Origin of the sequence: Psychromonas sp. L1A2 (assembly GCF_009828855.1) — a bacterium.
Taxonomy (GTDB): Bacteria; Pseudomonadota; Gammaproteobacteria; order Enterobacterales; family Psychromonadaceae; genus Psychromonas.
On record NZ_WUAG01000001.1, the window covers coordinates 1,912,388 to 1,932,041 of the forward strand.

The window sequence follows — 19,654 nt, forward strand, 5'->3', positions numbered from 1 at the left end:
ATGTAAGTCGCTTTTGGCACATATGGTTAAAGAAGGACCAAGACCGTATCTAGTCCACTAAATAATGATTATTGTTTCAAAAAATCAGGATTTAGCTGCTTTTAGACCCATTTTTTGTAATATGTAATGGCTACACTAATTAATATGGCAGATTCAAGTCTGAAGTGCATAACGACTAAGCAGCTACAGCTGCCATATGTTCAGCCATTAATTTGGCTGGCGTATTGTAATCTAATTTCTTTCTTGGTCTTTCATTGAGTTTCACTATTACATCTTTTACTGCCCAATTCGATACTTTTTTAAAGTCGATAGATTTGGGCCAATATTGTCTTAATAAACCATTTGTATTTTCATTCAAACCGCGTTGCCATGAACAGTATGGATCTGCAAAATAAACTGCACACTTTAAATTTTTGGTTAACTCTTTGTGATAAGCGAACTCTTTACTGTTATCAGCGGTAATGGTTAATACTGCATCTTCAAATGGTTTTAATAATGCAAGAGTGGCCGCAGTGACAGTCTTTGCTGATTTATCATCAATACGTATCGATACAGTAAAACGCATTTTACGCTCAACAATAGTCACCAATGCGCCGCTGTGTCCTTTACCAATGACTAAATCTATTTCCCAATCACCAACTCGGCTACGTGTGTCAACGATACTAGGTCGCTCATCGATACTGACGCGGTTATTGATAAAACCTCGACCAGCTTGCTTATCTTTATTGCGCGCTTGGGTAAGCCTTGCCTTTTCGGCGTAGATGTTGGAATAATTGACCACCATTCCGCTTATCGGAGTAAATATGTTGGTAAATAGTTTCATAGCTAATACTGATGCCACGCTCTTTCTTAAGCCATCCTGAAATTTGTTCAGGGCTCCATTTATCATCTAGCTTTATATTTATTAATGCAATCAGAATAGATGTCATTTTTATTGCTTTACGGGCATCAATACGGCGTTTAATTGTTGCTTGTTGAGCTTGATTAATACGGTAACCTCGCTTGCCTGTATTGCGAGCAAACTCTCTACTAAGCGTCGATTGATTCACATTCAATTGTTTAGCTATTTTATTTTGACTCATGCCTATTTTCTTTAGTGCGTAAATCTGGCATCGTTGCGCATAGGTCAGTTGTTTATATGTTTTCATTGTTGCATCTCTTGCCGGAGAAAAAGCGATAAGCATATATTCAGCTGATCGTCTTTTCTACCAATTCAAGTTATGCACTTATGATCTGAATCCAAGTAAGTAATAGAGATAAAAAACCTCATAAAAGGAAATTGAATTACTTTTATGAGGCAGAAAATAAAGAAACTACTAGTCCCAATCCCATTCATAGTAAGCATCAACTGCTTGGTATAATCCGCTTGATGCTTCTATGTAGAATTTTTTAAACAATTCATAGCGAATAGCAAAAATAGTAAATGAATCAAAAACACCAACGCCATAACTTACTTCAACACCGGGTGCTATTGTTCCTTTAATACCTACAGATTGCTCACTACCTTGACCATTTGAAGCTAATGACAAATCTTTAATTCCTACTTTATCACCAATATCATTTATAACACCATCAGTCTGCCCTGCTCCTAAGTCAATTAAAATAGCGGCAAGTTGACTCGTATTACCATCACCAGAGTCATTAGCAATTGAATGCCCACGGGTTATATATGAAAGAGCATTTTGTTGTGACATAGCAGGATCAGAAAATATGGTTAATTGTATTTGATCCGGAGTACCGGTTACACGTACACCAGCCGTTACATTATCTTCAATGTTAGTTGGATCACGTATAGCTTCAATATTCAAGTAAGGAGCGTCTGCTTGGCCCTGGAAAATAATTCGACTATTTTGCAATACTAATTGTTGCGATAAAGCACGGTAGCTTCCCTCAGAAAACGTCAATTCACCATTTACTGTTAGTTCTTTTATTAATTCTTTTCTTACTAATAAATCACCATGGATGTATGAATCTAAACCGATAGCTTTTATACGTAAACTGTCACCTAAAGATACTTTAACATTCATCTTAATTGGTAAATCAGCACTATCAGTTTGTTGTTCAGCATCTACTACGATAATATCTTTTGATACATTTACTGCACCGACAGGTAATTCTTTAACGGTAATATTACCTTTATCGACTTTTATAATACCTTCAACACTGATATGTTGATCATAAATTATGTCTATATTTGGGCTAACATAAAGTTCTATTTTCCCATAATCTTCAATCCGCATTTGATCTGCTTGTAGCTGAATCGTCGCTTTAAGCTCATTTGCCCAATCGATCATACCAGTGATATCAACACGTCCATCCGTATCGACATCTTTCTTCGTATCGTTTACTAGATTCGCCATTCGTTGTGGGATACTTACAGTACTAATCGCGGTGTCTTTAAATGATATCAATTTATCTACAAATGACTTACGCTTTTTCTTCGATTCTTTTTTACTATTAGTAAAGAAAAAACCATTAACGGTTGCAGTGTTATTATCGATACTAATTTTAGTATTCAAATCAGAAACTTGGACTGGTGAACTAGGTGCCTTCATTGAAACATCTGCAATGACTACTTGTCCTTTAACAGAGGGTTTATCAAGTCGCCCACTAATATTAATATCTGCTTTGAGATAACCTGCTAATTTATCTATTTGAGGAATAAGAACAGAAAACGCATCAAAATTTGGTAATGATAAATCTAGATTAGCCTCAATTTCTGGTGTCGTTTTATAGGGCTTTATCTGCCCTTTTAAATTCGTATTTAATAAACCATCAGATATGGCTTTTAAAGCAAAATTAGCTTTTTGTTGATCTGTTTGCATTTCAATATGGAACGCTTCAACTGGATAATTTATCGGTTTTTGAGCATTCTCATCTGCCATTATATTAAGAGCAATATCTTTGCCATCTACTGTGAGATCAATACTTGGCTTCTGGTTTTTCGTCCATGCCATTTTAATATCAGCATCCAAAGCGCCTTCTAGTGAAAGTGTTTTGGGAATAAATGGTGATAACGAGGCAATTAAAAAGTCATTAACATTAATGTTAATATTACCATTATCACCAGCACTGAATTTATTAATACAAAGTTGACCATTCTTGGCATTATTATCGTTAGTCACAGACCAACAATGTTCCGTTAAATTGATTGTTTCTTTTTCCATTGTTACAGTGAAAGGTTTTTCTAAAACAAGTAATCCCTGTGTAGTTTTTATTAAGCCTTTATTGAGTTTTGCTTGCCAATTCTTTAATTCTTGGGTAAATAATATATCTAAATCACTACTGGCTAGATCACTTTTTAATGAAATGTTTACGTTATGTTCAACTTTCTTAGTTGATACATCTTCTGGATTGATAGAGACGGATAGAGATTCAATTTTTTGTTTATTGGCGATTATATTTTTAGCATCAACATTTAAATCTGCAAAAGGAATATCAGCAATAGTTGCTTTTCCAGTTAAACTTAAGCGTTCAACACTGCTTTCCAGGTAACTAATATTAGAGGCCTCTAAACTAGTATTAACTTGCATCTTTTCTAAACTGCCAGCTAGCGTTACTTTGCCGATAATTTTACCAGTCGTTTCAACAACAATTTTACTTAAATCTTGAATATTTAAATCTAAAACAAGATCATTTTTGTCTGCAACTTTTCCGTTAACTTCAATAATATTTTTACCATTAATGATGTTGAGGTTGTTGACATTAAACCCAGATTTTTCATCTCCATTAACTGAACCATTAACAATCAATGGCTTATCTAAAAAAGAGCCTTTTAAGTCAATAATAGGGAAACTAAATGCCCATGCTGGTTTATTATTATCACTTAATGGGACTGTAACTGATTGTTTAATGTGTCCATTAAGTGTTGCAGGGTAAGTGTCACTAAGTTCTTTGAAGTCTATATTATTGATATTTAAATCGCCCAACCAAGTAATATTGTTTACCCAATTAAGTTTTCCTGTTAATAGTATTTTACCTTGCAGTGTATTGATTAATAATTTTTTTAATGCCAAAGACTGAAGATCCCCCTGCCCTTGAATACTTATATCTCCATCAGGTAGATCGGGTAATGCATAATGAGTTTGAACATCTAACGTATAATTATTAAGATCCCCACGACTAGATACGTTACCTTTACTCGTACTTACTTGTTCAGTACCCGTTAAAGGCCATGTAAATTTGTCCCATTGAATAGTTAGTTGATGTGGTAAATTCTCACTATAGAGATCAATTTTATTATTAATTTTGGCATTAATTAACTGACTTAATGTTATTTCTGAATGCAAGTCAGCTAAGTCACCTTTACTCATTAATTTTATTTTTTGACCTTTTAATAAAGTACTAGGCTCTAACTCTTTAACTTCTTTTACGTTAACAACGACTTCGATATCCATTGGGTAGCGTTTGCTTAAATCAATATAGCCTTTTATATCTACATTGGCTTCAGGTATATCTAATTCAAAGTTATCAATTTTCACTTCTGAACCAATAAAGGTAAACTTACTTTTTAAGTCATTAATAACACTAATATTTTCTTTATTTTGGATTAGTTTAAAATTATTAATATTTAATTTATTTGCAATAAGATTAAATGGCAATACAACTTCAGGTAAGGTTTGATCCGTTAGAATTGCAGGGAAAGAAGTGCTCTGGTTGTTATGTTTAGGCGTTGTTTTTTGTACCTGCGCAGGTTGAGCTTCAGCATCAGCTAATACAACCGTCAATCCACTTATACTCGTATTTAAGGTTAAATCATTGCCTTCTCCGTCAGCAGAAAGTAATAATTTTTTTAAATCAATATCAATACCAGCAACATTGATATGAGTGTTATTAATATCAAGGTGTCTGATATGTACCGGCAGTGGAAATTCTAATATAAAAGGTTCACTTTCTTCCTCTGCTGCTGGTTCTTCACTTTGAGGAATATGAATGTTCGCATTGTTGACGATTAGAGAATCAAGGCAGAATTCTTCTACTATACAACCCCAGTCAAACTGATAACTCACATTATTAAGCTCAATTAAAGTATCACCATCTTGCCAACGAATACTTTCATAGATAGGCGAATAAAATAGGCTACCCTCAGTTAAACTAATATTTAAACGTGGTTCAATTTTTTCTAATACACTGATAATAAGTGAATTACCTGTATGGGTATTCGTCAGCCAAATAACTAATACGACAAGGACAAAAAGAACAAATAATAAACGCTTTGTAAACTTAGCGAGTGATACAAAAAACCTCATAATTCGGGCCCAATCATTAAGTGAATTTTATAAGAGTCATCGGTATCCGTTAGTGGTTTTGCAACATAAAAACGTATTGGTCCGACAGGTGAAGCCCACACCACACCAGCTCCTGTACTCATTGATAATTCTTCAGAAAAATCATCGGTTGCTGTACCAACATCCGAAAAGACAGCAAACTTCCAATTTTGTGTAATAGGATAACGATATTCCAAACTGGTTGTTGCTAAATATTTACCACCAATTAAATCATTTAAAGAATCTCTTGGAGCGACTTCTTCAAAGTCATAACCTCGAATGCTTTGGTCTCCGCCAGTGAAAAAACGCATAGAAGAAGGGACATTAGTAATAGAGTCAGCAAAGATTGCCCCAGCTTCTGCCGATGCAACAAACTGGTGTTCATTGTAAGTACGAATAATTTTAGCTTGGGCATAAACTTTAACAACATCATCTGTTGAAAATAAGCTCTCATTAGCAAATTCAACATAGGCTAACTGTTTATCACCCCAATCCACATTGATACCTCCTCGACTTCGAGTTCTACTAAAGCTAATGCCCGGCAGTATTAAAGCTGTAGAGAATACTTGTTGTCCTTGAACTCCCGATTCTTTATCGTAGCGAATATAAATAGTGCGTAACCAATTATTATCTAATAACCAATGTCGATTGAAGCTTAGAACATATTGGTCTGTATCCGTATCGTTTTGGTCAAGCATCTTATAACCACCTTGAATAGAAAAATAGTTATTGATTGGATCTTCAATCGGAATTTTATAGGTAATTGAAGCTTCTTGTTTTGGAACTGATGCAATTATATTTGCATCTATTGAGTGGCCATATTGATTTACCCATGGTCTAAACCAACGAAATTTACCGCGGATACCTTCATCAGTACTAAATCCTAAACCGGTGTTAAATGAATCTTCAGGACGCATGTAAGTAATAACATGTAATGGAATTAATCGACCTTGTTGTTTTTCCATATTAGGTAAAATCGTAATGCTCTTAAAATAACCTGTTTGATTTAAACTTTGATTAAACGCATTTAATGTTGAAGTATCGAATGGGTCATTTACTTTAAAGTTAATCAATGAACGGATAAATTTTTCTGCAGGGGTATCTATATCGAATATAAGTTCACCAAATTGATAACGGATACCACTGTCAAACCATAAATGAATGATGGCAGTATTGTCTTTTTGTGTCACTTCAACGGAAGACTTTGTATAAACGGAATCAAAATATCCATAACGTTGCGCTAAGCTTTTGAAACGACTTTTAGCTGATTCGTATTCTCCATGATCTAAAAATTGCCCCTCTTTTAATGGGAAATCAAGTAACAAGGCTTGGAAATTACGATCATCTAACGCTTCACCTGTTAGCTTCAAATCAACCTTTATGATGGTTGTTCTCGGACCTAAATCGACATCTAGCGTTACAACTTGTTTACTCTCTTCACCACTAATAGAGGTTGTTATTTTTGCTTGATAAAAACCTAAAGCAACTAAGCTTTCTTTACCAGTAATAATGACTTCATTTAAATAATTCTCATTATCTGCATTATCAGGTGCAGAAAGACCACTTAGATAAACGTTTAAGTTGGCGATAGCTTTTTCATTATCTGTGCCTTTTATAGCATAGCTAATGGCAGCAGTAACACTAAAGGAGGCACATGTTAGTACACAGCAAATACAAATTCTATAAAGTTTATTCATTAACTCTCTAACTTTTTGGTTTGACGGTTTCATTTAAAAGAATATGTTGAAAATCGTAGGCTGATAAAGGTTCTCCAATAAAAGCCCCCTGAAACTGATTGCACCCTTTATTAATTAAGAAATCAAGTTCATCTACATTTTCAATGCCTTCAGCAACTATATCTAAGTTTAGAGATTTCCCCATATTAATAATGGCACTCACAATAACTTGTTGGTTTTCCTGTTGTAATAAATTAATAATAAAAGACTGATCAATTTTCAATGTCGAAACAGGTAATACACTGAGGTACGAAAATGATGAATATCCTGTACCAAAGTCATCAATCGCAAATTTAAACCCAAGTTTACGTAGTTCGTTTAATTTATTAATGACTAATTCTGTGTGTGAAACTAAAACCGTTTCAGTAATTTCTAATTCAATTAAGTTTGCATCAATACCCGTTTCTAATAAATATTTTTCTAATGAAGCGATAAACTCTTGTTGCAATAACTGTTTTGGACTTACGTTCATTGATAAAGTTTTAAAATATGTTGGTAAACCTTGCTTAATCCATCCTTGTAGTTCTAAGAAAGCATGTCTAATGACCCAATCTCCTAAAGGGATAATTAAACCTGACTCTTCAGCAACAGGTAAAAAATCAGTTGAATCAATCCAACCTTGTTGTCCATGTTGCCAATGACATAATGCTTCAACACCAACTAAATGACCGTCAGTATCAACTCGCTGTTGAAAGAATAAAGAAAACTCTTCATTTTCAAGACCTTTTTGTATCTTCGTTCGTAAACTATGTTTTAAATGTAGTTTTTCTCCTATATTTTTAGAATAAAAACTTATATTACCAAACTGACTATTTTCAGTTTTCATTGCTTTCGACGATTGTTCTAATAACTCATCTGGTTGAATGTCTTCTACTGGAAACAAAGTAATACCAAAAACAAAACTTAATGTTAGTTCCTTATTATGGATTTCAAATGGTGCCGTTAATGCTACATCTAATTTTTTAGTAAATGTTAATGCAAGCTCTGCTGTCTGTTCTTGACATACATGAAGATCAGGTAAAACAATAACAAATACAGCATCTTGTTTATGGCAAACAAAATCTGGGCTGAGTTTATTTCTTTCTAATCTGCGTGCAATTAAATACAAAAGTTCATCACTTTGATATTGACCGGCCAATTTAAACTGCTCACAATCAAGTGTGATTAACGCACCTTGTAGCTTTTTATTTTGTAACCTAATTATTTCTTTGGAAATATAAGAGACCAGCTGGACTTGGTTAGGTAGTTCTGTGATTTTGTCTAGTTGTGCCTCAGTCTTGGCTTGTTCATGCGATTTTTTATAGGAGGAAACATCTGTAACTGTTCCTATGACACGTAATGGATTTCCTTCCGTATCCCAAGATACCGTTTGTCCACGGCTCAATACCCATAGATATTCTTCGTTATTACATTTAATTCTATGGGTACTTTCAAAAAAAGAAGTTCGCCCAGAAAAATGCGAGCCTAGAGCGTCTGTAACTTGGAACACATCATCAAGGTGGATTCGGCTTTCCCATTCCAGTATGTCATTACTGATACTTTCTTGTTGGTAACCCAACATTTCTTTCCATTGATTAGAATAATAAACTTGACCCGCTGCAACATCCCAATCCCATACTCCATCTCTTGCCGCATTAATGGCATATAACCAACGCTCTTCACTTGCTGCTAGTTGATTAATATTATTTGAAACATCAGAGATTAAGTTAGCAAAGGCTCGCTGTAATAAACCAACCTCACCTAATCCTGATTGCTGTATTTTAGGTTGATTAGTAATATCGGTAATATTAACTGACTGAGCGAGGCGTTTTAAGGGTAAAACTAATGAACGGTTAATGAAGTAAACAAATAAAGCCATGGTAACTAAAAGAATTAATGAAAAGTTAATTAACATGAATAAACTATCATGCATCAGTTCACTATAAGCACTCGTTAAAGAATAGCGAATGAAAATAACACCATTAAATTTGCGGTTGAGACTGTTACCTTTAGAAATCATTTGTAAAGGTGCATAGACAACTAACTCTTTACTGTCTTTAAAATATTTAACGACGATTTCATTTTGATTAATCACACGATCTAATAATTGCCCTTCATATCTTTCTAACTGTAATTTGGCAAACATATATTTTTCACGAAAATTATTACTTAAAACAACTTGCTGGTTATTATCAACAACTGCAACGGTTTTTACATTTTCATTTAAAGCTGCTGTTGAAACGAAGTCTTGAGCTCTTGCTTTCTCTAAACGCATTAAAGAATTTGATAATGAAGTTTGTAACTGCCCTGCTAGGCCCTTTATATCTTGCTCTGATTCAATATAAAGTTGGTGTTGTTTTTTGTCATAATCGAGTAAAAACACACTGCCTTGTAATATAATAAAAACGATAAACAATACTGAAGGTAAAAGGACAATTAATGAAGTTTGACGTAATTTATTCATAAATAGCCCGTTCTAAAATGCGTGTTGAGATGAGACTTGATAGGTCTGTTTGAATTTGACCCAGCATACGCTTTTCACTCATTAGAATGCTTAATTGCTCTGCTTGCAATTCTATATTAGAAGGAGAACCAGATAAGCGCATCAATGCTTGCTTAGGGTTAATAAATTGTGAATTTAATATCGCTTTTTCAAGAAAATAGGGATAAAGCTGTAAGCGAACTGACATACTGGTTAATGCTTCCGCTGTATTTTTTTCATAGAAACGATGGGCTCGGTAATATGACCTTAAAAAATGGGCTATTTGTTGTTCTTTTTCTAGATATAAATCACCACGTACAACTAATACATTAATAATAGGTAGGCCTAATGCAGTTGAGTTAATTAACTCGCGCGCACCTAATGCTAATAATTGCTGTTTTACAGGCTCTCTAACAATTAAAGCATCAATATTCCCTTTCAAGTAAGCATCTTTTACTTCATTTTGTTTTACTTCATGCAGTTGTACTGTTTGATTATTTAAGTCCGTTAACGTAAACACTTCATCAAGTAACAATGCACCTGAAGCTTTATTTTCATAGCCAATTGAATGCCACTTTAAGTCTTCTAGTGTCTTAATTTCAGGTTTTGCCATTAATGCATCACCACCTTTTGAACGATCGATTACTGATATTATTTTTAAATCGATTCCTAGCGCCACTAACGTCAAAACTTCATCTAATGATAGAAATGCAACATCTAGTTTAGCTGTTTGAAAAGCTTGAATAACACTTGTTGATGAAGTGAGCTCTAATAATGAATAGTTATCTTTATTTAAATAGCCTAATTCATTCGCTAAAAAAGCAAATTCAAAATTAGGCCAAGGGGCTGCACCTATAGTTAAAGGTTTTTGATATGGAGTACAGCTCATTACAGATAAAAAAAGAGAGACTGCAGTTATCGTTTTAAGGAATTTATTAATACAAAGATTCATAACTAGCTAGCAATACAGATGTTAATAAGAGGTTAATTGATTTTACAGAGTTAAGCAGATAAAAAAATAGCATGTAGGAATATACATGCTATTTTTTGAGTTATTGAGAGTTAAATGACTTAAATTTACATCATTTGGCTATTTTGTAAGGCTTTAATACGATCCTCTAATGGTGGATGCGACATAAATAAGCTACTTTTCTTTTTCCCCGAAATACCAAATGCCATCAAGCTCCCTTCAAGTTTAGGTTCAGATGTCATTTGAAGGCGTTTCAGTGCTGCAATCATTTTCGCTTTACCGACCAATGAAGCAGATCCTGAATCGGCACTAAACTCACGTTTTCTTGAGTAATACATAACAATCGTACTCGCTAAAATACCGAACACCATTTCTAAAGCAAAAACGATAATAAAATACGAAAAACCTCGACCGGAATCATTATCGTTATTACCACGCATAGCATTATCAATAAACCCACCAATAACACGTGCTAAGAAGATCACAAATGTATTAACAACGCCTTGTATAAGTGCAAGTGTCACCATGTCACCATTCGCAATATGGCTAACTTCATGAGCTAAAACGGCTTCAGCTTCATCTTGTGTCATTTGTTCAAGTAAACCTGTACTCACTGCAACCAGCGCACTGTTCTTTTTCATACCCGTTGCAAAGGCATTCATATCTTGAGCTTGATAAATTGCAACTTCTGGCATGTTTATACCGACTTTATCGGCTTGTTTTTTAACTGTTTCTAATAACCAGCGTTCAGTTGCGTTACTTGGGGTCGTTATAACAACTGCACCTGTACTTCTTTTCGCCATCCATTTAGATATTGCTAAAGAAATAAATGAACCACCAAAACCAAAAACAGTGGCTAGTATTAATAAACCACCAATGCTTCTAGAGTCCATTCCTGTGACAGAAAAAACAATACTTAAGACAATGCCTAACACTAATACAACAGCTAGGTTAGTTAATAGAAATAATGCAATACGTTTCATATAAACCTCAACTAATAAATAATAATATTTCGACATAATATGACTTTATTGTAAAGATGCAAGTAAATAATCAATAAAATTTACCAGTTCAATAAGTCTAATTTGCACCCTTGAGAATCTACCGTTACAATCCCCTGACTTTTATTATTTAAGGAATTATCATGGCTTTAGCTCAAGCACGTCACATTTTAGTAAGTTCAGAAGAACAATGTCTAACATTAAAAAGCGACATAGAATCAGGAACTGATTTTGCATCAGTTGCTAAACAACACTCTTCATGCCCTTCTGGTGCACAAGGTGGAGATTTAGGTGAATTTGGTCCAGGAATGATGGTTCCTGAGTTCGATAAAGTCGTATTTTCTGCGCCAATTGGTGAAGTACAAGGCCCAGTAAAAACTCAATTTGGTTATCATTTACTAGAAGTAACTAAACGTAACGATTAATTTTTTGTCGTAAACTAAAAAACCGCTCAAAGAGCGGTTTTTTTATGTTAAAAATAGAAATTACAGTAATACTAATCCTATTCATTAACTGTTCTATTGTACTTGTTAAACGGATTAATTCTTCGTTGTAGGTTTTGTTAAGGGAGTCACCATTTAAGTATTAACATCTTTAGATTAATTACCCAACAGACGATTAAGGAAGTTAATCTTCGAAAGTCCTCCACTTATACTCTAGACTAAACCATTTCTCCTATACAAAATTTAGGTCATATATTTAATATAATGGATACAATTACAACTTAAGTTCTTTTAGATATCAATATCACTTATAAATATCACTTATAAATAACCAAACAGTATCGAATTACTTATCGAAAGTTGAGGTTCTAGTGTTACCCTGCATTTTGAAAAGATATCCATTCTTGTGGTTGAGGCTGTAAACATGGAGTCAATTTATCTACTGTTACTTTGATGATTTGAAACTGTTTAAAGGTTTTATTATTTGGAAATAGATGGCTTTCATCAAATAACATACATAAACAAAAGTTATCTTGTTGCTCTAACACCATATATTTTGCAGACTCAAGGTCACCTGTCGTTATCAACATAGCTAATTCGCCATTATCAAATTGCTCTTTAGGCTCTTCTGATGCTTGAAATAACCAACTTTTAGGCATAATTGGTTTATGAAAAATGTCGATTGCTAAGAGGTGTAATATTATTTTACAACGTAAAAACTCTTCGAAATGGCTTAATGATTCACTTTCAAATAATTCAATATAACGAGTAACGTCTTCAACAGTAAAGGAGAGTGTTTGACTCTCACATAAACGCAACATATTTGATTCATATACGATAGGAATAGTGCGTTCGAGACCCACAACAGATAACTTACCTTGTTGATGATCAAAGACCCATTGCCATTGTGCTTTTGGAATAAAATCCATCACTTTTCCCCGTTTAAAATCATTTTATTTGTGTACAGTTTTACTGTTTTGTCTGTGTACTATTGTTTTTTAAATCACTATATTGTTATATTTTTCCATGAATCTAGTTATGTTTACGTGCATCTATTTACAATAGTTGCGAGTTAGTCGATTTTAAATATGATTTACAATATTTTTTACTAATGGCGGCCCTTGGTAGATAAAACCAGAGTATATTTGTACTAGGCTAGCACCCGCTGCAATTTTTTCTTTAGCAGCAATCACACTATCGATACCACCGACACCAATAATTGGTATTTCACCTTTCAAATGTTGTGAAAATTTAGCGATAACTGCAGTGCTTTTACTCTGTACAGGACGGCCACTTAAACCACCTGCCTCGGAAGCATGAGACATGCCTTTAATTATTTCACGATCAAGTGTTGTATTAGTTGCGATTAATCCATCTATTTTATATTTTAGTAAAGATTGAGCAATTGACTCAATTTCTTCATCACTTAAATCTGGAGCCACTTTTAAAGCAATAGGAACATATTTATCGTGTTTTTTAGCAAGTGCTTGTTGGCGTTCTTTTAATGAAGATAATAAATCATCTAGTGCTTCGCCATACTGTAAAGAACGTAATCCAGGTGTATTTGGCGATGAAATGTTGACGGCTATATAACCTGCGTGAGGGTAAACCTTTTCCATACAAATGATGTAATCTTCTTTACCTTGTTCAACAGGTGTATTGATGTTTTTACCAATATTAATACCAATCACGCCTTTGAAATTACTACTTTTTACATTTTCAATGAGATTATCAACACCATCATTATTGAATCCCATTCTATTAATGATCCCTTCGCCTTCTAATACACGAAATATACGTGGTGAAGGGTTACCAGGTTGTCCAACAGGTGTTACGGTACCAACTTCGATATGTCCAAAGCCCATCGCACCAAAAGCGTCAATACATTCAGCATTCTTATCTAAGCCTGCCGCTAACCCCAATGAATTAGGAAAAGTTAATCCCATCACCTGTACTGGACGTTGCTGTACTTTTTGACGGTAAAAAAGGTCTAACACGGTACCGTGAGTTAATTTCAACTGCTTGATTGAAAGATCGTGCGCTTTTTCTGGATTCATTTTGAATAAAAAACTACGCATAATTCGATATAACATAATAAGACCTTATTTAAATGGGCATTGCCGAATGAATTTTACGCTATTGTATAGAAAAAGCGTAAAAATCAATACTGTAATAATAACAAAAGCTTAAAAAACCAAGTATATCATTATCTGTCATTATCATCACAATAGAGAGTAATAAATAAGCGAGATAAATGGACTAGCGCTATAAACTGATTAATCAGATTATGATTGATGTAGGAAGAGAATTTAAATAACCTCTATTTTGGCTAATGAAAGCGGAATTACAATTAAATTCATAAGGTTATATTACAGCTTATACAGTGCCGTTAATTTTGCGTAGTTCAAGACGAATTATTGAAGCAATAACGGGTTATTGAGAGATAATTTAACGCAGAAACCCGCTAAAATAGCGATGTTGTATCGCTTTGCTTATCTAGAACTTAGGTTGAATAGGTTAAATAAAGGCGATATTTCAAGAATTAGTATTAAATTCTTAAAATAGAACTATAAAAATTAAGGTTAATAAGGTTAATTAAATAAATCATGGATTTAAAAAATTTATTAACCTAACTAGGGCGACTGAATTCAGTTGACCAGTTCACAGACTATTTATATTGCTATATGTGTATTCATTATTTAGCTATTGAGTACTTAGCATTTATAATTTCTTATTCAATAATTAATGAAGGATATTTATGGATACGAACTCTCCACCCTTTTAACCATTGAATTTCATCTCTTGGTGCATTTTTAACACGTCTAGTAAGCATTTCATCAGCGGCTAAAGCAAAACTTAATAGTACATTATTTGATTGCTCAGGCATCGCTAATAACACTTGCTTTAATCCCCAACCATAACCCTGATATTGCTCATTAGTTGCAATACCTTCACCTTTAAAATTAACATAATCTAACAATACAAAGATGCCTTCAGGTGTTGACGTTAACAATCTTAAGTTTTTGTTGATCTTGATTTTTTGAATGTCATTACTGGATTTTAAAATGGCAGGTATACCACGCTCTAAGCGTTTAATAATAAATCTAGCTTGTAAACCAACAGTTGAATGAAGCAGTGCTCTTAGCTGTTTTAATTGAGCACTTTCAAACGCGTCATAAAACATTTCTCTGCTTTTCCATGGAGCAATCTGTGTTTCTATTAACCATTGTGGAACGTCAATATTATTCTCTATCAGATAGTTTAATAACTGAGGAAATTGTTCAATATAAGGGCCTTTTTTTGACGTTGGATACCAGATAAAATGCCCTATTCCCAATGATGGAAAGTCTTCCTTCTTATTCCATACCGTAAGAAATTCAGTTTTACCTGCCCCTTCGTTCTGCCAAATAAGAGTAGCGAGTGTATTAGTTTGTTTATCTGATAGGTTAATCGGGTAATTCTGCGCAGAAACATGATTAAAAAGAAGGGAAAATAATAGAGTTGTTATTGAAAGTGTTGAAAAAATAATACGTGACATAGCGAAACCTGAATCATCCAAATGAAGTGAATAGACGTCTAGGAGGTTGAAAGGTTCATTTTAAACGACGAAATGAAAACTCATACTTTCAATTAATTGATCACGCCTTTCTTGTGTTGCAACTTGTTGATAAGCGTCTAGTGCTCCGCGTCCTTTTGCAGAAGGCTGATCATAACCTAACGTATCATTTATAGACTCTTCTTGTTGCGATGAAAGCACTAAAGAAAATTCAGTGCTATCCGCTTTTTTCGTGACAGGGGAAACTTCGCTAACGTGTGGCGCATTATCATTCTTTTTAACCTGTGACACATTACCCGTATTAATGGGGATATTTGTCATCGATATATTATTATAAATGGCCATTTGTAAGTTGTTTTTTCCTAATCACATATTAATTATGTCTTTATTATAGACAATTATTCTCTTCCTGGAAGCTTTTTCCATGTCACTGTGTCACGTAAATAAACAGGTATCGCTAATTCAGGCTCTACTGCTTTATCGTTTTCAATTAATAATGATGCTGAATTAAGCATAAATTCGGCACTTGGATAAAGAATATCAGATACAGAACATGTTTGATAAAAAGCTATTAATTCAGGGTACGCAGCCCAACCAGTACCAACTAGTTGACTACTTTGTTGGATGATAATGCCGTTATTTTGTTGCTGATCTATTAATTCTTCAGGCTTTATGACAACTTCTTTATCCTGTAAAACCATGACACCATTTTCATTAATATAATGTGCAAAGTAAACTTCTCCCATTCGTGCATCGATAGCAGCATAAACACTGTTACAGTCTTTATCACTGTGTAATGCTTGTTGTGCCATTGCTTGTAAAGTCGAAATTCCCACCATCTTTTTTTCTAAACCAAATGCTAACCCTTGCGCAATACTGATTCCTATACGCACACCAGTAAAGCTACCAGGGCCTTGCCCGTATGCAATCACATCAATATCTGCCAAGGTTAACTTAGCTTCTTTAACGACCTCATCAACGGTTGGTAAGATTTTCTGTGTATGTTCTCTTGGAGCGAACATAAAACGTTGATAAGTAGTCGCGTCTTTTGTTAATAACGCAACTGAGCAAGCTTCTGTTGAAGAATCAATGCACAGAATATTTAATGAAGATGACATAAATCGCCTATTTAATGAGAGTTATAAGTTTTTATTAATGATATTTACCGTCATTGGGTGTTTTCATTAATGCTTACTGAATATTTTATTCGATCTGATTAATCAATTAAAGTCAGAAAATCGATGGCTTTATTGAGGTCTCGTGTACGAGGCATGCAAGGTAAACTATTCAGAAACAGATTGCCATATTTACGGCTGACTAATCTTGTATCACAGACGATTAGTACGCCTTTATCTTGCTCCGCACGAATTAAACGACCAACCCCTTGTTTAAGCGTAATAACAGCTTGCGGTAATTGCACATCAAAAAAGGGATCACCTCCTTTTAACTCAGCATCCTCCATGCGTGCTTTTAATAACGGCTCTTCAGGAGAGGTAAAAGGAATTTTATCAATAATGACACAGGACAAGGTTTGTCCTCTAACATCAACACCTTCCCAAAAGCTACCTGTTGCAACTAAAAGTGCATTACCGTGACTGATGAACTCATCAAGTAGAGCTTGTTTACTTTTTTCTCCCTGTAAAAGAACAGGTAACGTTAATGATTCTCTAAACGCTTGTGCAAGTTGATTCATCATTGAATGACTAGTGCAAAGAAAGAAACAGCGCCCTTTACTGGCTTTTATTACTGGGGTTAATGCTTCTACTAATTTAATGGCTAACCCAGGAGTGCCAGGTTCAGGTAATAACCTTGGAACAACAAATAAGCTTTGTTTAGCATAATCAAATGGACTATTGAGTTGTAAACAATCTGAGTTAGTTAAGCCTAATAGCTGCGTAAAATGTTTAAACTCCCCTTTCACTGATAAAGTAGCAGAGGTAAATATCCAACTTGCTTGTTTTTTCTGACATTCAGTTTGAAAGCGCGTTGCGACACTCAATGGGGTAATATTCAATGAAAAGTGTTGTTTTGTACATTCGTACCAATAACTAAAGCCACTTTCCTGGACATTATTTAATCTTTCAAATAATAAGCTGTATTGGTTAATTTTCTCAAAAGCATGATCTAATACTTCACTCTTACCTAGGCGCTCTGTTACTACTTGTTTTAGGAATGTCAGTACTTGTCTTAGACGGGTTACATGCATTTGCATCGCACGATCTTTACTTTTATCTCGCCAGCTTCCCGACCCTTTTTCCATCGCAAATGCTAGTCTGAAATCTAATGATGCGGCTCTAAGTTGTTCTGCTGCTTTTGCCATTTGTTTAGCTTCTTTTAGTTCCGTTCGATACACAAAATCGATTTCTTTAGCTAACTCGGTTAATTGTTTACTTGAAAAAACTTCACCAAAATATTGGCTGGCGATATCGGGTAATTGATGTGCTTCATCAAATACATAAGTATCAGCCTCTGGAATTAACTTACCAAAACCAGTTTCTTTAACGGCAAGATCGGCAAAAAATAAATGGTGATTAATAACAATAACATCCGCATCCATGGCTTTATTTCTTGCTTTCACGACAAAGCAATCTTCATAACTAGGACATTCTCGACCTAAGCAATTATCGTTAGTACTGGTAATAGAAGGAATGATCAAAGCATCTTCAGGTAAATTATCTACTTCTGCTATATCACCTGTTGCAGTACTCACTGACCAGTCTTTAATGGTGACTAATTCAGTATGTAAATTAGGTTGTTTAAATCGGGTTTCTAACATGTAACGATTTAAACGTTCAGTACATAGGTAATTACTACGTCCCTTTAATAACGTACAAAGCCCAGTAAAATTTGTTGCTTTAAGTAATAAAGGTAAGTCTTTTAAGTAAAGTTGTTCTTGGAGTGCTTTACTTCCTGTCGATATAATTAACTTTTGGCCCAAGCTTTTATCTAAATTTAACAACGCTGGAGCCAAATAAGCAAAAGTTTTACCTGTCCCGGTCTCTGCTTCAACCACTAATGATGATTTTTTTTTAATGGCTAAGTCAACGGATTCTGCCATTTTGACCTGTGCTTCTCGTCCTCTGAAGTGAGGAATGAGTTCTGCGAGTGCACCTGTTGAGGAAAAGAATGAAGCAATCAAGTTAATAAACTCTTAAGTTAGGTAATTACATTTTAATAAAACGCTTGATTCATTACTGCCACAAATTGAAGATTTATCTCATATTAATTATTTGCAATATGAATAAATGATCATTTTATTTGCGCCACATCAGAATCGATGAAAAATTGAAATGCTATAAATAATTAATATTCTACGTTAATTAATAGAAACTGGACATGAGTTAGTTCTCTATAATTACAGAGTTATCCAAAAGAGAGGCATAAACATGAATACCAGACACCAATTATTGCAAAACAAATCAAATTTACTCTCTGGAAAATTAGCAACAGAATTAAAAACAATTACATTAATGACTGGGATATATTGTCAAACACATCACCAAGATCTGAACTGTACAGGTTGCCAGTCTTTAATCTCCCATGCAGAGAAAAAACTAGATCGATGTGTTTACGGTCAAGACAAACCTGCTTGTAAGGATTGTCCAATTCATTGTTATAAGCCTATTTATAGGGAGCAAACTAAAGTGATTATGAAATATGCAGGCCCTAAGATGCTTTTTAAACATCCTATTTTAACAATTATTCATTTAATGAAAGGAAGGAAAAAATTTCCTAATAAAATACCGGTAGGATTATCAAATCAACAAAAACGTAAAAATATTAAATAGTAATATCCACATGCTTTACCTGCTGTACTGTTTGTGATTTACCTTTTTGTGATTCGTCGTTTCTTACTGACTTAATGGGCTTTAAATTATGTATACTTTCTTCAATATCTTCAGGTGAACTATGGTTATGACGATTCGATTTTTGATATTTAACAGTTTTGCCCGTTATTAATTTTTTATCAAAAGGTTTGAATAAATAAGTTCGATGAATAAAGTCATTAATTAAGTGTTGGCTCATAAATAGTTCCTTTTAAATTAAAGTATACGAACGTAATATGGCAGATTGTTAATCTTTTAATTATATACCCGTTACCAATCAAAATACATTATTCAGTCGCTAACTCGGACACCAACACAATGCTTAAAATGATGACAATGGCTCGCATATTGGTTTTGAGCTGACGATCCGAAGAGCAAGTATTGAGGTAATTA

The 19,654-nt window shown here is 34.1% G+C and carries 16 protein-coding genes; 2 read left to right on the forward strand and 14 right to left on the reverse strand.

What is annotated here, in order from left to right; translation table 11 throughout:
* Positions 1-175: 175 nt before the first annotated feature.
* The 7 genes from GQR59_RS18625 to htpX all read right to left on the reverse strand — a co-directional run bounded on the left by GQR59_RS18625 (position 176) and on the right by htpX (position 11,417).
* Complete coding sequence (locus tag GQR59_RS18625) at positions 176-781, reverse strand: IS30 family transposase (protein WP_236546690.1); 606 nt, start codon at positions 779-781, stop codon at positions 176-178.
* A complete protein-coding gene (locus GQR59_RS18630; RefSeq protein ID WP_236546691.1) occupies positions 723-1,148 on the reverse strand; it encodes a helix-turn-helix domain-containing protein in 426 nt (141 codons plus the stop codon). Before GQR59_RS18630 ends, GQR59_RS18625 begins: the two co-directional genes overlap by 59 nt.
* A gap of 168 nt (positions 1,149-1,316) precedes the next feature.
* Positions 1,317-5,249, reverse strand: coding sequence for a translocation/assembly module TamB domain-containing protein (locus GQR59_RS08190; RefSeq protein ID WP_160061506.1), 3,933 nt, complete (start codon positions 5,247-5,249; stop codon positions 1,317-1,319).
* The gene (locus GQR59_RS08195; RefSeq protein WP_160061508.1) at positions 5,246-6,964 is read right to left on the reverse strand and encodes an autotransporter assembly complex protein TamA; all 1,719 of its coding nucleotides are present in this window, start codon (positions 6,962-6,964) and stop codon (positions 5,246-5,248) included. The genes GQR59_RS08190 and GQR59_RS08195 overlap by 4 nt, the downstream gene beginning before the upstream one ends.
* A gap of 7 nt (positions 6,965-6,971) precedes the next feature.
* Complete coding sequence (locus GQR59_RS08200; protein WP_160061510.1) at positions 6,972-9,446, reverse strand: bifunctional diguanylate cyclase/phosphodiesterase; 2,475 nt, start codon at positions 9,444-9,446, stop codon at positions 6,972-6,974.
* A complete protein-coding gene (locus GQR59_RS08205; RefSeq protein WP_160061512.1) occupies positions 9,439-10,416 on the reverse strand; it encodes an ABC transporter substrate-binding protein in 978 nt (325 codons plus the stop codon). The genes GQR59_RS08200 and GQR59_RS08205 overlap by 8 nt, the downstream gene beginning before the upstream one ends.
* A 125-nt stretch (positions 10,417-10,541) precedes the next feature.
* On the reverse strand, positions 10,542-11,417 hold the full coding sequence (htpX, locus tag GQR59_RS08210; RefSeq protein WP_160062508.1) for a protease HtpX: 876 nt from the start codon (positions 11,415-11,417) through the stop codon (positions 10,542-10,544).
* 161 nt (positions 11,418-11,578) lie between these two features.
* On the opposite strand from htpX, the gene GQR59_RS08215 reads away from it, so the two are divergent.
* Positions 11,579-11,860, forward strand: coding sequence for a peptidylprolyl isomerase (locus GQR59_RS08215; RefSeq protein WP_160061514.1), 282 nt, complete (start codon positions 11,579-11,581; stop codon positions 11,858-11,860).
* A 392-nt stretch (positions 11,861-12,252) separates the two neighbouring features.
* On the opposite strand, the gene GQR59_RS08220 is transcribed toward GQR59_RS08215, so the two are convergent.
* The 6 genes from GQR59_RS08220 to GQR59_RS08245 all read right to left on the reverse strand — a co-directional run bounded on the left by GQR59_RS08220 (position 12,253) and on the right by GQR59_RS08245 (position 18,573).
* Positions 12,253-12,807 (reverse strand): cell division protein ZapC domain-containing protein, encoded by a 555-nt coding sequence (locus tag GQR59_RS08220; protein WP_160061516.1) that lies wholly within the window; start codon positions 12,805-12,807, stop codon positions 12,253-12,255.
* A gap of 153 nt (positions 12,808-12,960) precedes the next feature.
* Positions 12,961-13,971 (reverse strand): quinone-dependent dihydroorotate dehydrogenase, encoded by a 1,011-nt coding sequence (gene pyrD / locus GQR59_RS08225; protein ID WP_160061518.1) that lies wholly within the window; start codon positions 13,969-13,971, stop codon positions 12,961-12,963.
* A gap of 638 nt (positions 13,972-14,609) precedes the next feature.
* Positions 14,610-15,416: a hypothetical protein gene (locus GQR59_RS08230; RefSeq protein WP_236546692.1), complete on the reverse strand. Its 807-nt coding sequence runs from the start codon at positions 15,414-15,416 to the stop codon at positions 14,610-14,612.
* Positions 15,417-15,476: 60 nt separating this feature from the next.
* Positions 15,477-15,779 (reverse strand): hypothetical protein, encoded by a 303-nt coding sequence (locus GQR59_RS08235; protein WP_160061520.1) that lies wholly within the window; start codon positions 15,777-15,779, stop codon positions 15,477-15,479.
* 53 nt (positions 15,780-15,832) lie between these two features.
* Positions 15,833-16,552 carry a tRNA (adenosine(37)-N6)-threonylcarbamoyltransferase complex dimerization subunit type 1 TsaB gene (gene tsaB, locus GQR59_RS08240; RefSeq protein WP_160061522.1) on the reverse strand — a complete coding sequence of 240 codons (720 nt, stop codon included), beginning with the start codon at positions 16,550-16,552 and terminating at the stop codon, positions 15,833-15,835.
* A 98-nt stretch (positions 16,553-16,650) separates the two neighbouring features.
* Entirely contained in the window at positions 16,651-18,573 is a 1,923-nt protein-coding gene (locus GQR59_RS08245; RefSeq protein ID WP_160061524.1) for an ATP-dependent DNA helicase, read from the reverse strand.
* Positions 18,574-18,820: 247 nt separating this feature from the next.
* Here GQR59_RS08245 and GQR59_RS08250 point away from each other — a divergent pair, with 247 nt between their 5' ends.
* Entirely contained in the window at positions 18,821-19,222 is a 402-nt protein-coding gene (locus GQR59_RS08250; RefSeq protein ID WP_160061526.1) for a nitrous oxide-stimulated promoter family protein, read from the forward strand.
* On the opposite strand, the gene GQR59_RS08255 is transcribed toward GQR59_RS08250, so the two are convergent.
* A complete protein-coding gene (locus tag GQR59_RS08255) occupies positions 19,215-19,460 on the reverse strand; it encodes a hypothetical protein (protein ID WP_160061528.1) in 246 nt (81 codons plus the stop codon). The genes GQR59_RS08250 and GQR59_RS08255 overlap by 8 nt on opposite strands.
* Positions 19,461-19,654 lie beyond the last annotated feature (194 nt).